12 protein-coding genes are annotated in these 16,530 nt (G+C 64.9%); 3 read left to right on the forward strand and 9 right to left on the reverse strand.

Features of this window, described 5'->3' with window-relative positions; genetic code table 11:
- Positions 1–152: 152 nt before the first annotated feature.
- The 9 genes from EN857_RS07940 to EN857_RS07980 all read right to left on the reverse strand — a co-directional run bounded on the left by EN857_RS07940 (position 153) and on the right by EN857_RS07980 (position 10,956).
- Positions 153–1,217 (reverse strand): ABC transporter ATP-binding protein, encoded by a 1,065-nt coding sequence (locus EN857_RS07940; protein WP_127393037.1) that lies wholly within the window; start codon positions 1,215–1,217, stop codon positions 153–155.
- A gap of 11 nt (positions 1,218–1,228) precedes the next feature.
- On the reverse strand, positions 1,229–2,020 hold the full coding sequence (locus EN857_RS07945; protein ID WP_126058391.1) for an ABC transporter permease: 792 nt from the start codon (positions 2,018–2,020) through the stop codon (positions 1,229–1,231).
- Entirely contained in the window at positions 2,017–2,931 is a 915-nt protein-coding gene (locus EN857_RS07950; protein WP_127308958.1) for an ABC transporter permease subunit, read from the reverse strand. Before EN857_RS07950 ends, EN857_RS07945 begins: the two co-directional genes overlap by 4 nt.
- 61 nt (positions 2,932–2,992) lie before the next feature.
- Positions 2,993–4,099 carry an ABC transporter substrate-binding protein gene (locus tag EN857_RS07955; RefSeq protein ID WP_127308957.1) on the reverse strand — a complete coding sequence of 369 codons (1,107 nt, stop codon included), beginning with the start codon at positions 4,097–4,099 and terminating at the stop codon, positions 2,993–2,995.
- 244 nt (positions 4,100–4,343) lie between these two features.
- On the reverse strand, positions 4,344–5,516 hold the full coding sequence (locus tag EN857_RS07960) for an iron-containing alcohol dehydrogenase (protein WP_128346300.1): 1,173 nt from the start codon (positions 5,514–5,516) through the stop codon (positions 4,344–4,346).
- Positions 5,517–5,536: 20 nt separating this feature from the next.
- Complete coding sequence (locus tag EN857_RS07965; RefSeq protein WP_127393993.1) at positions 5,537–6,925, reverse strand: aldehyde dehydrogenase family protein; 1,389 nt, start codon at positions 6,923–6,925, stop codon at positions 5,537–5,539.
- 178 nt (positions 6,926–7,103) lie between these two features.
- On the reverse strand, positions 7,104–8,474 hold the full coding sequence (locus EN857_RS07970; protein ID WP_127393994.1) for a glutamine synthetase family protein: 1,371 nt from the start codon (positions 8,472–8,474) through the stop codon (positions 7,104–7,106).
- A gap of 87 nt (positions 8,475–8,561) precedes the next feature.
- Entirely contained in the window at positions 8,562–10,118 is a 1,557-nt protein-coding gene (locus tag EN857_RS07975; RefSeq protein WP_127284147.1) for an amino acid permease, read from the reverse strand.
- Between the two features lie 40 nt (positions 10,119–10,158).
- On the reverse strand, positions 10,159–10,956 hold the full coding sequence (locus tag EN857_RS07980) for an N-formylglutamate amidohydrolase (protein WP_127308953.1): 798 nt from the start codon (positions 10,954–10,956) through the stop codon (positions 10,159–10,161).
- Between the two features lie 149 nt (positions 10,957–11,105).
- Between EN857_RS07980 and EN857_RS07985 the strand changes: the two genes are divergently transcribed.
- From EN857_RS07985 to EN857_RS07995, 3 genes are all read left to right on the forward strand, one after another.
- Positions 11,106–11,933 (forward strand): MurR/RpiR family transcriptional regulator, encoded by an 828-nt coding sequence (locus EN857_RS07985; protein WP_127284149.1) that lies wholly within the window; start codon positions 11,106–11,108, stop codon positions 11,931–11,933.
- Positions 11,934–12,099: 166 nt separating this feature from the next.
- Positions 12,100–13,263 carry an efflux RND transporter periplasmic adaptor subunit gene (locus EN857_RS07990; RefSeq protein WP_127391349.1) on the forward strand — a complete coding sequence of 388 codons (1,164 nt, stop codon included), beginning with the start codon at positions 12,100–12,102 and terminating at the stop codon, positions 13,261–13,263.
- Positions 13,260–16,391: an efflux RND transporter permease subunit gene (locus EN857_RS07995; protein ID WP_127391348.1), complete on the forward strand. Its 3,132-nt coding sequence runs from the start codon at positions 13,260–13,262 to the stop codon at positions 16,389–16,391. Before EN857_RS07990 ends, EN857_RS07995 begins: the two co-directional genes overlap by 4 nt.
- Positions 16,392–16,530 lie beyond the last annotated feature (139 nt).

Consider the following 16,530-nt stretch of genomic DNA (forward strand, 5'->3'; position numbering starts at 1 on the left):
CGGCGTCGCGGCCAGCCCCTTCTCCCCGTCACTATACGGGGAGAAGGTGCCGGCAGGCGGATGAGGGGCGGCGCCGACGGTTGGTCATTGCGGACACATCGGCTCCTGATGGTTTGCAACGGTCGACGACGTGCGAAACCACGACGTTGTTCCTAATGCAAAACCAGCATGTCGCCGGACGAGAACGAGATGTCCGCCTTCTCGCCGACCACGGGCGGTGGCGCCGTCGAGTTGTTGAACGTGTCGAGCGACACCGTGTTGCCGCCAATGCCGACGCGCACCCGGATGACCGAGCCGAGGAAGTGCACTTCGGCGATCTCGCCGGAAAGGCTGGTGTCATGGCCGGGTTGCCACCCCAGCGAAATCGCCTCGGGCCTGAGCGCCAGCGACAGCGTGTCGCCGGACTTCGAGCCATTGAGCTTGCCCTGGAGCGCGACCTCCTGCGCATTGACACGCACCTTGCCGGCGGCGGCGTCGGTGACCGTGCCTTCCAGCACGTTGAGTGTGCCGACGAAATTGGCGACGAACTTCGTCGCCGGCCGGTTGTAGATCTCGAACGGCGTGCCGACCTGCTCGGCCTTGCCGCCATACATGACGGCGATGCGGTCGGAGATCGACAGCGCTTCTTCCTGGTCGTGGGTGACGAAAATGGTGGTTATGCCGAGCTTCTTCTGGATCGAACGGATCTCCTCGCGCAGCGACACGCGCACCTTGGCGTCGAGCGCCGACAGCGGCTCGTCGAGCAGCAAGAGCTTCGGCTTCGGCGCGATCGCGCGCGCCAGCGCGATGCGCTGCTGCTGGCCGCCGGAAAGCTGGTAGGGATAGCGGTCGGCCATCTGCGGCAGCTTGATGATGTCGAGCATCTCGGCGACGCGCGAATCGATGGCGGCCTTGGCCATGCCCGCCACCTTCAGCCCGAAGCCGATGTTCTGCGCCACCGTCAGATTGGGAAACAGCGCGTAGGCCTGGAACACCATGCCGACATTGCGCTGGTTGGGCTTCAGCCGCGTGATGTCCTTGCCAGCCACCACGATCTTGCCGGCGCTCGGCTCCTCGAAACCGGCGACCATGCGCAGCACCGTCGTCTTGCCGCAGCCCGATGGGCCAAGGAAGGACACGAACTCGCCCGGCGCAACGTCGAGGTTGAAATCCTCGACCACAGTCGTGGCACCGAAGGACTTTCGCACATGCTGGATGGAGAGGAACGGCTCGGCCATGGCTTTGACTTTCAGTTCGGGCGGTTCGCCGATTTCGGCGCGAAGCGGGAAAGGATCTGGATCAGCGACATGCAGCCCCAGGTGATGGCGAAGGCGATGATGGCAAGCGCCGCCGGCTCATAGGCGCGGTTGGCGCCGATATTCTGCAGATACGGTCCGAAGGCCGGCCGATTGAGCAGGCTCGCCATGGTGAATTCGCCGATGACGATGGCGAAGGTCAGGAAGGCGCCCGACAACACCGCGATCAGCACATTGGGCAGGATGACACGGGTGATGATCGTCCCCCAGCCGGCGCCGAGGATCTGCGCCGCTTCCGTCAGCGTCCTGACATCGATGGTGCGCAGCCCGGTATCGACCGCCCGGTACATGTAGGGCAGCGCCAGCGTCGCATAGCCGATGACCAGCAGGGCGTTGGTGCCCGTGTCGCTGGCGAGGAACGGCAGCGGCGAGTTGGAGCCGTACATCCGGATGTAGCCGAAGACGATGACGATGGCCGGAATGACCAGTGGCAACAGCGTGATGAACTCGACCACCGGCCTGATCTGCGGCAGACGCAGCCGGATCCAGTAGGCCGCGGGCACCACGATCAGCACGCCGAGGATGATGGTGAAGATCGCCGCGACTACCGAATACATGAATGTGGCCTGGAAGCGCTCGTCCCCCAGCACGATCTGATAGGCGTCGAACGAATAGGCGCCGCGCCGCATGCGCATCGAGAATTCGACGGTCGCGATCAGCGGAATGAAGAAATAGGCCGCGCCCAGCGCGAAGACGACCCAGGCCCAGAATCTACCGGACTTCATTTGAGCCACCTCTCCGAGCGGGTCCGGAACCAGATGTAGAAGACATTGGCGAGACCGGTGATGACGATCATGCCGAAGGCGATCGCATAGCCGAGATGCGCGTTGTGCAATACGTCGCCACGGATCTGCGCGTAGAGCAGGATCGGCACGATGTTGAGCGAGGAACCAGTCAGCGCATAGGCGGTGGCGATCGCCCCGAAGGCGTTGGCGAAGAGCAGGATCACGGTGCCGAGGAAGCTCGGCCAGATCACCGGAATGACCACCATGCGCCAATACTGCGCCGTGGTCGCGCCGAGCGTCGCGGCGGCTTCACCCCATTCCTTCTTCAGCCCGTCGATAGCCGGCGTGATGATGACCACCATCAGCGGGATCTGGAAGTAGACATAAGTCAGCGTCAGGCCCCAGAAGGACAGGATGTTGAAGCCGTGCGCGTAAATGTTCAGCCCAAACACGGTGTTCAGGATGACGGTGGCGAGCCCGAGCCGGCCCAGCGTGGCAAGGAAGGCGAAGGCCAGCGGCACGCCGGCGAAATTGGAAGCGACACCGGAAAATGTCAGCGTCGCCGAGCGTATCCAGTCCGGCAGGCCGCCACGCACGATGGCAATGGCGATGGCGAGCCCGGCGAAGGCGCCGATCAGAGCCGAGGCAAGGCTGACCTTGATGGAAATCCAGTAGGCGGCAACGATCGACGGCTGCGCCAGGGCCGCGATGTTTTCGAACGTGAACTCGCCTGCGTCGTTCTGGAAGGCGCCCAGCATCAGGTAGAGCGTGGGCAGGATCAGGAACATGATCGCGAAGACGAAGAACGGCGTGACGCCGAGCCACTGCGTCGGCAGCCGCAGCCTTCGCGCCTCGGCGGGCGGCGCGGTCTTCCCCGCAATGGCTTGATTGGAGAGGGAGAGATCGGTCATGCGCCGGCTACCGTCTTGGAGAGGAGCCGGGCGGCCAAAGCCGCCCGGCCCTTACATTGTGTTACTTCACGTTGGCGCCGACAACGGCATCCCAGTTCTTGGTGATGGCTTCCTTGGCCTTGCCCTGTTCATCGAGGGTCGGGAAGACAGCTGATGCATAGGCCTCGGCCGGCGGCAGCTTGGCCATCACGTCGGCCGGGAGCTTGCCGTTCTTGGCGAGGTCGTTGAAGCGGATCGGGTGGCAATAGCCCTTCAGCCAGCCGATCTGGCCTTCGTCGGAGTAGAGATACTCGAGCCACAGCTTGGCAGCATTCGGGTGCGGCGCGTAGGCGCTGATCGCCTGCACGTAGACGCCGGCGACGACGCCGGTCTTCGGCACGACGACATCGACGGGCGGGTTGCCCTTCAGCGTGTCGCGGCCGGCAAGCGCGTTGTAATCCCAGGTGACCAGGATCGGCGTCTGGCCCTGGGCGAGCGTCGCCGGCTTGCCGATGACCGGCACGAAATTGCCGGCGGCGTTGAGCTTCTTGAAGAAGTCGAGACCGGCGGTGCCGGCGGCTTCGCCAGCGGCCGCGCCACCGGAAAGGCCGGCGGCGTAGACGGCCTGGATGGCCTGGTTCGAGGCGCGCGGGTCACCGGCGAGCGCAACCGTGTTGGCATAGTCTGCCTTCAAGAGGTCGGCCCAGTCAGCCGGCGCTTCCTTGACCAGATCCTTGTTCACCAGGAAGGACAGCACGCCGTAATAGTCGCCGGTCCAGAAGCCATCCGCATCCTTGGCGCTGTCCGGGATCGAGTCCCAGGTCGACACCTTGTAGGGTTGGATCAGGCCGTCGGCCTTTGCCGACGGGCCGAAGGACAGGCCGACGTCGATGACGTCAGGCGCCTGCGGGCCCTTGTTGTCCTTGTTGGCCTTGATCGCCTCGATCTCGTCGCCCGAGCCGGCATCCGGGTTGAGTTCGTTGATCTTGATCTCCGGATACTTCGCCTTGAAGCCATCGATGACGGCGCCGTAACCGCACCAGTCATGCGGCAGCGCGATCGTGGTGAGCTCGCCCTCCGCCTTGGCCGCCTTGACGAGTTCATCCAGCGAAGCCGCGGACGAAATCACCGACGACACCATCAGGGTCGCGGCCGAAAGGGAAAGCACTTTCCCCGTGAATTTGAACATGTGTTCTCTCCGTTGAACTGACGCCGTTGGACGCCTGCGATGCGGTATCGTTTTCGTGTGACAGCCAGATGAAAGCTTTGTGAAACCGGCACCCCGCAGTACGAAAAAGTAAACTCTTTTTAACCGGGTGTAGCAATCGCCTCGCGATTATTTTTCCGGCTAATTATTTCCCGCCTTGTCTTTCGCCCTCTCCCCTTTCCTTTCCCCTCGTTTTCCGGATCAATTCCGACGCCTGAAATCGATCTCAGACGGCGCCGGCGATGGCGTTTTCCAGCAGCGTGAGTGCCGCCTTCTTGGTCAGCTTGACCGGGTTGCCGCCGGCGGTCGGATCGACCACCGCCATGTCGGCGATCAGCCCCTTGCGCTTCTTGTCCATGTCGAGACCTTTGATCAGGCCAGGCAGCGCATGCGGCACCTTGAGCTCCTTGCGCAGCTTGATGATCGCCTTGGCGAAACCATCGAAGCCGCCCTTGATGCCGCAATAGGCGGCGAGCCGGGCGATGCGCTCGTCGATGGCGTCGCGGTTGAAGGCCAGCACATAGGGCATGAACACGGCGTTGGTCATGCCGTGATGGGTGTCGTAGAGCGCGCCGATCGGATGCGACAGCGAGTGGATGGCGCCCAGCCCCTTCTGGAAGGCCGCCGCGCCCATCGCCGCGGCGCTCATCATATGGGCGCGGGCGACCAGGTCCTTGCCGTTGGCGAAGGCCCTGGGCAGGTTCTCGAACACCAGCCGAATGCCTTCCACCGCGATGCCGTCAGCCATCGGATGATAGCCCGGCGCGCAATAGGCTTCGAGGCAGTGCGCCAGCGCGTCCATGCCGGTGCCGGCGGTGATGAAGCCCGGCATGCCGACCGACAGCTCCGGATCGGCGATCACGATCGCCGGCAGGAGCTTCGGATGGAAGATGACCTTCTTGGTGTGCGTCGCCTCATTGGTGATGACGCCGGCGCGGCCGACTTCCGAACCGGTGCCGGCGGTGGTCGGCACCGCGATGATCGGCGCAATCGCGTCGGAATCGGCTCTCGTCCACCAGTCGCCGACATCCTCGAAGTCCCACACCGGCCGCGTCTGCCCGGCCTGGAAGGCGATCAGCTTACCGAGGTCGAGCGCCGAGCCGCCGCCGAAGGCGATAACGCCGTCATGCTTGCCCTTCTTGAACACCGCGATGCCGGCGGTCAGGTTGGAATCGACCGGGTTCGGCTTGACCTCGGAAAACACGCCATACGGAACTTTGGCGTCGTCGAGGATCTTCAGCGTCGAGGCGACGACCGGCAGTTTCGCCAGCCCAGGATCGGTGACGAAGAGCGGCCGCTTGATGCCTGTGGCTGCCAGCACGTCTGGCAGTTCCTTGATGCGGCCGGCGCCGAAGCGGACGGTGGTCGGGTAGTTCCATTTGGAGATGAGCTTGGACATTGCTTGTCTTTCGAAAAAAATCAGATCGCTTCACGCAGGTGGAATGATTTCGGCCGGGTCAGATTGTCGTAGCCGATCGCCGAAAGTGCTGCGCCCTTGCCGGTGTCCTTGACGCCGGTCCACACGAGCGCCGGATCGAGATAGTCGCAACGGTTCATGAACACGGTGCCGGTCTCGACGCGGTCGCCGATCGCCGCCGCATGCTCGGTGTCGCGCGTCCAGATAGATGCCGTCAGCCCGTAGGGACTGTCATTCATCAAAGCGATCGCCTCCTCGTCGTTGCGCACCTTCATGATGCCGACGATCGGACCAAAACTCTCCTCGCGCATGACGCTCATCTGGTGGTCGACATTGGTGAGCACTTCAGGCGCCAGATAGGGCGAGCCAGGCTTGTCACTGGCGACCTTCATGTTGACATGCGCGGTGGCACCCTTGCGCAGCGCCTCGGCCTTCTGCTCGCGGATCAGGTCGGCGAAGCGTGCCTGCGCCATCGGCCCCAGCGTCGTCGCCTGCTCCAGCGGATTGCCGACGACATAGTTCCTGGTCTCGGCGATGAAGCCCTCGACAAACTCGTCATAGACCTTCTCGTGAACATAGACGCGCTCGATACCGCAGCAGCACTGGCCGGAATTGAAGAAGGCGCCGTCGACCAGATTGGCGACCGCATGGTCCATCTTGGCGTCGGGCAGCACATAGGCCGGGTCCTTGCCGCCGAGCTCGAGGCCGAGGCTCATGAAGGTGCCGGCCGCGGCTTTCTCGATTGCGCGGCCGCCGGCGACCGAGCCGGTAAAGTTGACATGGTCGATCTTGCCGGAGCCGAGCAGCCTCTCGGTCTGGCCGTGGTTCAGGACGAGGTTCTGGAACAGGCCCTTGGGCAGGCCGGCCTTGTCGAAAGCCTGCTGGAAGCGTTCGCCGACCAGAAGCGTCTGCGCCGCGTGCTTGAGGATGACCGCGCTGCCGGCCATCAGCGCCGGCACGATGGTGTTGACGGCGGTGAGATAGGGGTAGTTCCACGGCGCGATAACCATGACCACGCCGAGCGGCACCTTCTTCACATAGCGGCGGAAGCCGTCCTTCGGGTTGGAGGCCAGGACCGGCTTCAACGCCTGTTCGGCGATCTCGACCATGTAGTTGACGCGTTCCTTGACGCCGCCGAACTCGCCGCCATAGCGCACCGGGCGGCCCATCTGCCAGGCGATCTCCGGCACGATCTCGTCGGTCATGGCGACCAGCGCTTCGAGCATCGCCAGCATGTACTTGCCACGCTCGACGACCGGCGTCTCCGCCCACTTCTCCTGCGCCGCCTTGGCGCGCTCGACCGCGGCATTGATCGCCTGATCGGTGGCGACCGGCCGCTCGGCGTAAATCGAGCCGTCGATGGGTGATTTGAGTTTGACCGTCTCGGTCATGTCTTCCTCGCAGTTTTACAACAATCGAAAATCATGTGGCGTGGCGCCGCCCCTCATCCGCCTGCCGCCACCTTCCCCCATACGGGGAGAAGGGCGAAACTCCTGCGCTGACGCCCCCTCCCCGTTCTTCACCGATAGAGCGTAGGGGCGAGGGCAGCGCCGGCGCTAACCCGGCACCCTAGTACCGCTCGAACCCCCTGTGCAGTTCCCAATCGGTGATCCGGCGGTCGTATTCGAACTGCTCCCAGCGGGCCGTATGCACATAATGCTCGACAACATCCTCGCCGAAGGCCTGCTTCAGCATCTTCGACTTCGACAGCGTCTCGGTGGCGTCGCGCAGCGTCTTCGGGATCTCGGGCAGGCGCGAGGCCTGGTAGGCATCGCCGACGAACGGCTTCTGCAGTTCCAGCTTCTCGTCGATGCCGGCAAGGCCGGACGCGATCAGCGCCGCGAAGGCGAGGTAGGGGTTCAAGTCAGCGCCGCCGATCCGGCATTCCATGCGGATGCCCTTGGTGCCCTCGCCGCACAGGCGGAAACCGGCGGTGCGGTTGTCCTCGCTCCACATGATCTTGGTCGGCGCGAAGGTGCCGGCCTGGAAGCGCTTGTAGGAGTTGATGTAGGGCGCCAGGAACCAGGTGAATTCCTTGGCGTATTTGAGCTGACCGGCCGCCCATTGCTGGCCGAGCGTCGACAGCGTCCATTCGGCGTTTTTGTCGAAGAACAGCGGCGTCTTGCCGTCGGCGCTCCACAGCGAATTGTGGATGTGGCTGGAGTTGCCGGCGAGCCCGTAATTGTACTTGGCCATGAAGGAGATCGACTTGCCTTCGGAATCGGCGATCTCCTTGGCGCCGTTCTTCAGGATGACGTGGCGGTCGGCCATGTCGAGCGCTTCGGCGTAGCGCACGTTGATCTCTTCCTGGCCCGGGCCCCATTCGCCCTTGGAGTTCTCGATCGGAATGCCGGCAGCTTCCATCTCGTTGCGAAGCCGGCGCATGACGCCTTCTTCCTTGGTGGTGATGCCGATCTGGTAGTCGCCGATGTAGGGCGAGGCCGAGTCGAGGCCGTGCCAGTGCTTCTTGCGGGCGGAATCGTAGGTCTCGTTGAAGAGGTAGAATTCGAGCTCGGAGGCGAAGTAGCCGATATAGCCGCGATCCTTCAGGCGCTTGACCTGCTTCTTCAGGATCGCGCGCGGCGAATGCGCGAGGTCTTCATGGTCGTGGTGGTCGAGCACGTCGCAAATCACAAGCGCCGTCTTTTCGAGCCACGGCAGCCGCCGCAGCGTCGCAAGGTCCGGCTTCATGACGAAGTCGCCATAACCCTTCGACCAGCTCGCCGCCTTGTAGCCCGGCACCGGCTCCATATCGATGTCGCAGGCAAGCAGATAGTTGCAGCCATGCGTTTCGCCATGCGCGGAATCGACGAAATACTGGGCAAGGAACCGCTTTCCGACGAGCCGGCCCTGCATGTCGACGATGCAAGCCAACACCGTGTCGATCTCGCCATTGGAGACCGCTTTCTTCAACTGATCGAACGAGAAATTTCCGGCCATTCTTTTGGCACTCCAGCGCTTGGTCGTTGAGAGGGATAAACGCAGCCATGGCCGGCGCGAGGCCGGCCATGGCCATGGTTATGGAAGTCAGTGGCCGGTTTCGCCGACCGCCTGTTCGGCCGCCTGGATCGCCGCCTGGCGCGCCGCGATGATGTCGCCGAGCGGCGGGCCCTGGAAGCGGTTGCGTTCGAACGCGAACCACACGATCGCCGTCAGGATGAAGAAGCCGACGGTGATGTAGAGCGCCCAGTCGTTCGGCGGCTGGATGCCGATGACGAAGATCAGGATCATCGACAGAATGGAGAGGACGCCGAACAGCATGAAGATCGCACGCCCCATGTTCCACGGGCCCATCTTGTCCCACTTCGGCGTGCCCCAGGCCAGCATGCCGAGCACGATCGGCACGGTGAAGGACAGGAACAGGAAGATGACCGTGCAGGACACCACGATGGTGTAGGCCGAGGTACCGGCGACCGAAACCAGGGTCGAACCCCAGACGAACAGCACCGACAGGATCGACGCCGTCCAGATCGCCGCCACCGGCGTGCGATAGGTCGGGCTGACCTTGGCGAGCGCTGCCGAACCCGGCAGGCCGCCGTCACGCGAGAAGGCGAAGATCATGCGCGAGGCCGAAGTCACCGTCGCCAGGCCGCACAGCAGCTGGGCAACGAACACGACGAGGTAGACGAACTCCTTGATGCCGGGGCTGACACGCTGGTCGAAGGCCCAGAAGAACACGTTCCAGCCCTGCTTGGCGGCATCGTCCATGTTCGGGATCATCAGGATGAAGGCGGCCAGGAACAGGTAGCCGAAGACGGCCGACCAGATGACCGACATGACCATGGCGCGCGGCACGGAACTGGCCGCCTTGATGGTTTCCTCGGAGGTGTGTGCCGAGGCGTCGTAGCCGGTGATGGTGTAGATCGGCAGCAGCAGGCCGAGCGCGAACACCCAGGCATTCGACACCGACGGCCAAACATTGGCGCCGGCCTCGCCCGAGTAGTTGTGGAACGTGAAGAGACGGCTGAAATCCCAGGTCTCGGCGGCGGCAAGGCAGACGATCGCGATCAGGATCGAGCCTAAGAAGATGAGATAGCCCGAGAAGTCGGTGAGCTTCGCCGTCAGCTTGATGCCGAGATGGTTGATCAGCGCCTGGGCGCCGGTGATGATGATCAGGAAGATCATCTGGTTGGTCAGATTGCCCTCGATGCCGAGCGCCGGTCCGAAGGCGCCGACGAAGAAGGTCCAGGTGCCGACATTGATGGCGCCGAGCACGGTGATCAGGCCGAGCAGGTTGAGCCAGGCCGTCACCCAGCCGGTGCCGCGATTGCCGAGGATCGAACCCCAGTGATAGAGGCCGCCGGCCGTCGGATAGGCCGAACTGATCTGCGACATGGCGACCGCGAAGGTCAGCGAGACGAAGCAGCCGACCAGCCAGCCGATGCCGATGCCGATGCCGCCGGCGCCGGAGGTGGCCTGCGCCAGCGAATTGATGCCGCCGGACAGGATGCAGATGATGGAGAACGAAACCGCGAAATTCGAAAAGCGGCTGAGGCGCCGCTCCAGTTCCTGGGCGTAGCCCATGCTGTGGAGGTGCTTTACGTCCTCCGCCTTATCAACTTCGGTATAACCCGGTGCTGCCATTTGAAGTCCCCTTTAGTTCTTAGCTGGCCGATTGTACTGACTATCCCACTGCGCGTTGTCGGGAGCCGCTGGCCTCCTCGGGCTCCAGATCAGAAAAAATGCCGGTGAGCAGATCCGCCCATCTCCGCTGCCCGGCCTCGCCGGAGATTTCATCGTTGCGGATTTCGATCATCGCGCAGGCAAGGCCGCGCGAGCGCGCATGGCGTTCCAGCGTGAAATAGACGCGGTCGGCCGGCGAATAGGGTTCGTTGACGCCGACAGTGACGCCGGCGAGCCGCTTGAGCGCTGCGATCAGGGGCGCTGCCAGCCGGCGGTCCTCGTCATGGATGATGCCGATGTGCCAGGGCCGGCTCTTGCCCTTGTAGACCGGCGTGAAGGAATGCACCGACACCAGCCGCGTTTCCTGTCCGCGCGCCAGCCGCTCGTCGATGATGCCTGCGATCGAGTCATGGAACGGCCGCCACGACAGATCGATACGCGCGGCGCGCTGATTGTCCGACAGACCGGCATTGCCGGGAATGACCGTGGTCTCGCTGACCGGAGGCACGAGGTCCGGCGCATCGAGCGGCCGGTTGCAGTCGATGACGAGGCGCGAGATGCGGGTTTCGACCAGCGTGGCATCGAGCGCGGCGGCCATGCGATGGGCGACGGGCAGTGCGCCGGGATCCCAGGCGATGTGGCGGGAGAGGTCCTCCGTCGGCAGGCCGAGCGTGCCGAATTCAGGCGGCAGGAAGTTGGAGGCGTGGTCGCAAGTCAGAACAAATGGGCTCGCCCCGCCGGGGTTGGTCACCCTTACGGTTTCAGGCGATGCAGGGCTGGCGGGCCGTGCTGTCTCCATAGTCAGTCGTCCCCTCGGGAGCGCTGTATCGTATGTTACGTATTTTGTCTCATTGCGTCCCTGCGGATGATTTCATACAGTTTGTCCGGCTTTGTCAAACGCGATTTCGGGGAACGGCGTCGACCGGGCCAATAGGTGGGGGAAAAACCATGATCTCCAGCATCGCCGAACTGATTTCCGACCGCATCGGCGCCATGCCGGCCGGCGAGCGGCGCGCGGCGCAGACGCTGATCGCCAACTATCCGTTGATCGGGCTTAAGACCGTCGCCGAATTTTCGGCCGCCGCCGGCGTGTCCTCGCCGACGATCCTGCGTTTCGTTGCCCGTCTCGGCTTCCAGAACTATCCGGAATTCCAGTCGGCGCTTCAGGACGAGCTGGCGGCGCAATTGCAGTCGCCGGCATCGCGCACGCTCAACCCGGCCTCGCCCGGCGGCGGCGCGGTGTCGCCGATGCTCGAGGCGACGCTCGAGAACATGCGCGAGACCTTCAGGCACCTGTCCGACAAGCAACTGGCCGACATCGCCGCGAAACTTGCCGAGCGGCGCGGCAAGACCTTCCTGATCGGCGGCCGCTTCACCGATCCGCTGGCGCGCTACATGGCCGCCCACCTCGCCATCGTCCAGCCGGACGTCTACCACCTCGCCGGACAGGAGAGCATCTGGCGCGACCGGCTGATTGACATGGGCAAGCGCGACGTGCTGGTGATCTTCGACATCAGGCGCTACCAGGACAGCCTGGTGCGCTTTGCCGAGACGGCGCATCAGCGCGGCGTCCAGATCGTGCTGTTCACCGACCAGTGGCTGTCGCCGATCGCCCGTTTCGCCCGCCATGTCATCGCCGGGCGCACCGCCGTGCCCTCGGCCTGGGATTCCTCGGCCGCCCTCTTCGTCGTCGCCGAGACGCTGATCGGCGCCGTCACGAGGCAGCTCGAGGCCGACGGCGCCAAGCGCATCCGTGAGCTGGAAGGGCTGCGCTAGGCAACCTTTGGTCCGGCGGCCGGCCAACGTTACGCAGATTTAATGTGCACGGCAGCGGCAGAATTGCCATAAAGCCATGATATCGCGTGGCTTCGCACATTGCCGGGGTGCGTCGCTGCGTTTTTTGCTTGGGGAAACTGTAGGCGTTTTGCCGACCGGAGTGCCGATGGCCGCCTGGAAACAGATCGTTTTTGCGCTTGTGATCCTGGTGGCCGCCGCGGCCGCCTGGGTACGCTTTTTCCCCGGCGCGCATGAGGTGCTGGCACGCTGGGGCATCGAATGGGCCGATGCCGCGACATCGGCGCAGACGACCGGCGCCGTCGACCCGGCAAGGCAGGCGAGCGGTCGCGACAGCACCCGGCGACCGGCCAATGTCGTCGCCCTGCCGGCGAGCACCGCCACCATCAACGACCGCCTGCAAGCGATCGGCACCGGCCGAGCCAACGCCTCGGTGACGGTCAACCCTTACAGTTCCGGACGTCTCGTGCAATTCCTGGTCGCCTCCGGAACCCATGTCGACAAGGGCCAGGTCATCGCCACGCTCGATTCCGACACCGAGGTGATTGCCGAGGACCGCGCCAAGGTCGGCCTGCAGGACGCGCAGGACAAGCTCGACCGGGTCAAGTCGCTGCGGGCCTCGAACGCCGCGACGCCGGTCGCCGTCGCCGATGCCGAGGTGGCGCTGGCCAACGCCAAGCTGTCGTTGCGCGACGCCGAGCTAGCCCTGCAGCGCCGTTCGATCGTGGCGCCCATAGCGGGTACGGTCGGCATCCTGCCGATCTCCGCCGGCAATTACGTGACCAGCCAGTCGGCCATCGCCACGCTCGACGACCGCTCCTCGATACTGGTCGACTTCCTGGTGCCCGAGCGCTTCGCCGCCGCCGTCAAGGTCGGCGCGCAACTGTCGGCGACGCCGATCGCCAACCCCAGCCAGGTCTATACCGGCACGGTCTCGGCAATCGACAACCATATCGACGAGGTCAGCCGCACGCTGCTGGTCAAGGCGACGATCGCCAACCCGGCGGACTCGCTGCGCGCCGGCATGTCGTTCCAGATCAGCATGAAATTCCCGGGCGACTCCTATCCGGCGGTCAGTCCGCTGGCCATCCTGTGGGGGTCCGACGGCGCCTATGTCTGGGCGGTCGCCGACGGCAAGGCCAAACGCGTTCCGGTGCGCATCATCCAGCGCAACACCGAGACAGTGCTGATCGACGCGCCGATCGTCAGCGGCGACATGGTGGTGACCGAAGGCACCCAGAGCGTCAGCGAGGGCGGCGAGGTCCGCATCGCCGGCGAGGAGCAGCGCGCCGCCGAAGCCGGCAACCCATGAGCGGCGGCGCCAACATCGCCAGCGAGAGCGGCTTCACCGCGCTGTTCATCCGCCGGCCGGTCATGGCCCTGGTGCTGAACACGCTGATCGCGGTCGCCGGCCTTGCCGCCTTCTATGGCGTCGAGATCCGCGAACTGCCGGATGTCGACCGCCCCGTCATCACCGTCAGCACCACCTTCGAGGGCGCGGCAGCCGAGACCGTCGATCGCGAGCTTACCGACACGATCGAGGGTGCGGTCGCGCGCGTCTCCGGCGTCAAGTCGATCTCGTCGACCTCCTCCTTCGGCAACAGCCGCGTCACCATCGAGTTCAACGACGGTGTCGATCTCGACGTCGCCGCCTCCGATGTGCGCGACGCCGTCAGCCGCATCTCCAACCAGATACCGGACACGGCCGACACGCCGCGCATCGTCAAGGCCGATGCCAATTCCGAGCCGGTGATGCGACTGGCGGTCACCTCCGACACCATGTCGGTGCAGGACATGACGGTGATCGTCCAGGACCAGATCGAGGACGAGCTCGCCGCCGTCCCGGGCGTCGCCGACGTCCAGGTCTCCGGTGACCGCGACAAGATCTTCCGCATCGACGTCGACCAGAACAAGCTCGCCAGCCACGGCTTCACCGTCGCCGATCTCCGCACGGCCCTTGCCTCGGTCGCCTTCGATTCGCCGGCCGGCTCGATCACCACCACCAACCAGGACCTGATCGTGCGCACGACGGCGGACGTGACGACGCCGGAGGAGTTCGAGAACATCACCGTCGGCGGCAAGACGCGCATCCGCGATGTCGCCACCGTCACGCTCGGCCCCGACGTCGGCCAGACGGCGCTGCGTTCGGACGGCAAGACCGGCATCGGCCTCGGCATCATCCGCCAGGCGGAATCGAACACGCTGGACATCTCGACCGGCGTCAGGGCGGCGGTCGCCAAGCTGCAGGAGAACCTGCCCAAGGGCATGTCGATCAAGGTCACCAGCGACGACGCGGTCTTTGTCAACGGCGCCGTGCACGAGGTCGAGATCGCGCTGGCGCTCTCGGTCTCGATCGTGCTGATCGTCATCTACGCCTTCCTGCTCGACTGGCGCGCGACGCTGATCCCCGGCCTGTCGATGCCGGTCGCCATGATCGGCACCATCGCCGCGATCTATCTCGCCGGCTTCTCGGTCAACATCCTGACGCTGCTGGCGCTGGTGCTGGCGACCGGCCTCGTCGTCGACGACGCCATCGTCGTGCTCGAAAACATCGTGCGCCGGCGCAACGAAGGCATGGGGCCCCGCGCCGCCGCCGTGCTCGGCGCGCAGGAAGTGTTCTTCGCCGTCATCGCCACCACGCTGACGCTGGTCGCCGTCTTCGTGCCGATCTCCTTCCTGCCCGGCCAGACCGGCGGCCTGTTTCGCGAATTCGGCTTCGTGCTGGCGATGTCGGTGCTTCTGTCCTGCGTGGTCGCGCTCACCCTTTGCCCGATGCTCGCCTCGCGCATGCTGTCCAGCGCCTCGCTCCACCATGAAGGCGGCAAGGGCGTCGGCGCCCGCATCGGCGGCGCGCTGAACGCGACCTACCGGCGCTGCCTGCACGCCTGCCTCGACGCGCCGTGGCTGGTGGTGCTGGTGGCCGTGCTCTTTGCCGGCATCGCCTTCACGCTTTTCGGCACCATCCGCCAGGAGCTGACGCCGAGCGAGGACCGCGCCGTCGTCTTGTTGCGCATCAGCGCGCCGCAAGGCGTCAGCCTCGACTACACGACCGAGCAGATGCAGAAGATCGAGAGGTTGATCCAGCCGCTACGCGATTCCGGCGATATCCGCAGCACCTTCGAAAACGCCGGCCAGAACGGCGCCTACAACTCAGGCTTCATGGTGATGACGCTGGCGCCGTGGAGCGAGCGCGCGCGCAGCCAGCAGCAGATCGTGGCCGAGATCAGCCGATTGACGAGGCAGGTGCCGAGCGTGCGCGTCTTCCCCGTACAGCCCAACAGCCTTGGCATTCGCGGCGCCGGCAACGGCCTGCAGTTCGCGCTGGTCGGCAACGACCGCAAGGCGCTCGGCGAGGCGGCCGGCAAGGTCATTGCCGAGATGCAGAAGGATCAGCGCTTCCAGACGCCACGGCTCACCGTCGACCCGACCCAGCCCCAGCTTGCCGTCGCCATCGACCGCGAACGCGCCTCCGACCTCGGCATCGACATCACCGGGCTGGCCGACACGCTGCAGGCCATGCTCGACGGCAACGACGTCGTCGACGTCTATATCGCCGACCGCAGCTATGGCGTGAAGCTGGTGTCGACGACCAACCCGATCAACGACCCGACCGACCTCGAGAACATCTTCCTGAAGACCGGCGACGGTCGCTTCCTGCCGATGTCGACCATCGCCACGCTGACCGAACGCGCCGTGCCGCCGTCGCTGACGCGCGAGCAGCAGCAGCCGTCGGTCGCTATCACCTCGAACCTGTCAGGCGACTTCGCGCTCGGCGACGCGCTGAGCCGCGCCGAGGAGATCGCCACGCCGCTCTTGCCGCCGGGCAGCCGCATCCTGCCGCTCGCCGAGGCGGCGACGCTGGGCGAGACCAACAGCGCCATGATCACCATCTTCGGCTTCGCTCTGGTCATCATCCTGCTGGTGCTTGCCGCGCAGTTCGAAAGCTTCGTCAGCGCCATCATCATCATGGCGACGGTGCCATTGGGTTTGGCATGCGCGATCTTCGCGCTCCTGCTCTCAGGGACCAGCCTCAATGCCTACAGCCAGATCGGCCTGGTGCTGCTCGTCGGCGTCATGGCCAAGAACGGCATCCTCATCGTCGAGTTCGCCAACCAGCTGCGCGACCGCGGGCTCGGGGTGCGCGAGGCGATCGAGCAGGCCTCCATCATCCGCCTGCGCCCGGTGATGATGACGATGATCTGCACCGTGCTCGGCGGCGTGCCGCTGGTGCTGGCCGTCGGCGCCGGCGCCGAGGCGCGCATTGCGCTCGGCTGGGTGATCGTCGGCGGGCTTGGCCTCGCCACCGTCTCGACCCTGTTCCTGACCCCGGTCGCCTATCTGCTGCTCGGCCGTTTCGTTACGCCGAAGACGCACGAGGAAGCACGGCTGAAGCGCGAGCTCGAGGAAGCCGCCTACACCAACGTCGAGCCGGCGGAGTAGGTCTAGCTCTCCTCTCCCCGTCACTATACGGGGAGAGGATGCCGGCAGGCAGGTGAGGGGCAGCACCAAGCTTGCGAGATTGCCGCCTGGTATCGATGACGACGAACGCCAGCAGCACGGCCAATCACGGCCGTCAGCG

The sequence above is a fragment of the Mesorhizobium sp. M4B.F.Ca.ET.214.01.1.1 genome (assembly GCF_004791545.1).
Classification (GTDB): domain Bacteria; phylum Pseudomonadota; class Alphaproteobacteria; order Rhizobiales; family Rhizobiaceae; genus Mesorhizobium; species Mesorhizobium abyssinicae.

Bases quoted from the DNA above. Each gene is read 5' to 3' on its own strand.
- EN857_RS07980 (WP_127308953.1), bottom strand. From the start codon at position 10,956: ATGGAGACAGCACGGCCCGCCAGCCCTGCATCGCCTGAAACCGTAAGG.
- EN857_RS07965 (WP_127393993.1), bottom strand. From the start codon at position 6,925: ATGACCGAGACGGTCAAACTCAAATCACCCATCGACGGCTCGATTTAC.
- EN857_RS07950 (WP_127308958.1), bottom strand. From the start codon at position 2,931: ATGACCGATCTCTCCCTCTCCAATCAAGCCATTGCGGGGAAGACCGCG.
- EN857_RS07985 (WP_127284149.1), top strand. From the start codon at position 11,106: ATGATCTCCAGCATCGCCGAACTGATTTCCGACCGCATCGGCGCCATG.
- EN857_RS07990 (WP_127391349.1), top strand. From the start codon at position 12,100: ATGGCCGCCTGGAAACAGATCGTTTTTGCGCTTGTGATCCTGGTGGCC.
- EN857_RS07960 (WP_128346300.1), bottom strand. From the start codon at position 5,516: ATGTCCAAGCTCATCTCCAAATGGAACTACCCGACCACCGTCCGCTTC.
- EN857_RS07955 (WP_127308957.1), bottom strand. From the start codon at position 4,099: ATGTTCAAATTCACGGGGAAAGTGCTTTCCCTTTCGGCCGCGACCCTG.
- EN857_RS07940 (WP_127393037.1), bottom strand. From the start codon at position 1,217: ATGGCCGAGCCGTTCCTCTCCATCCAGCATGTGCGAAAGTCCTTCGGT.
- EN857_RS07975 (WP_127284147.1), bottom strand. From the start codon at position 10,118: ATGGCAGCACCGGGTTATACCGAAGTTGATAAGGCGGAGGACGTAAAG.
- EN857_RS07970 (WP_127393994.1), bottom strand. From the start codon at position 8,474: ATGGCCGGAAATTTCTCGTTCGATCAGTTGAAGAAAGCGGTCTCCAAT.
- EN857_RS07945 (WP_126058391.1), bottom strand. From the start codon at position 2,020: ATGAAGTCCGGTAGATTCTGGGCCTGGGTCGTCTTCGCGCTGGGCGCG.
- EN857_RS07995 (WP_127391348.1), top strand. From the start codon at position 13,260: ATGAGCGGCGGCGCCAACATCGCCAGCGAGAGCGGCTTCACCGCGCTG.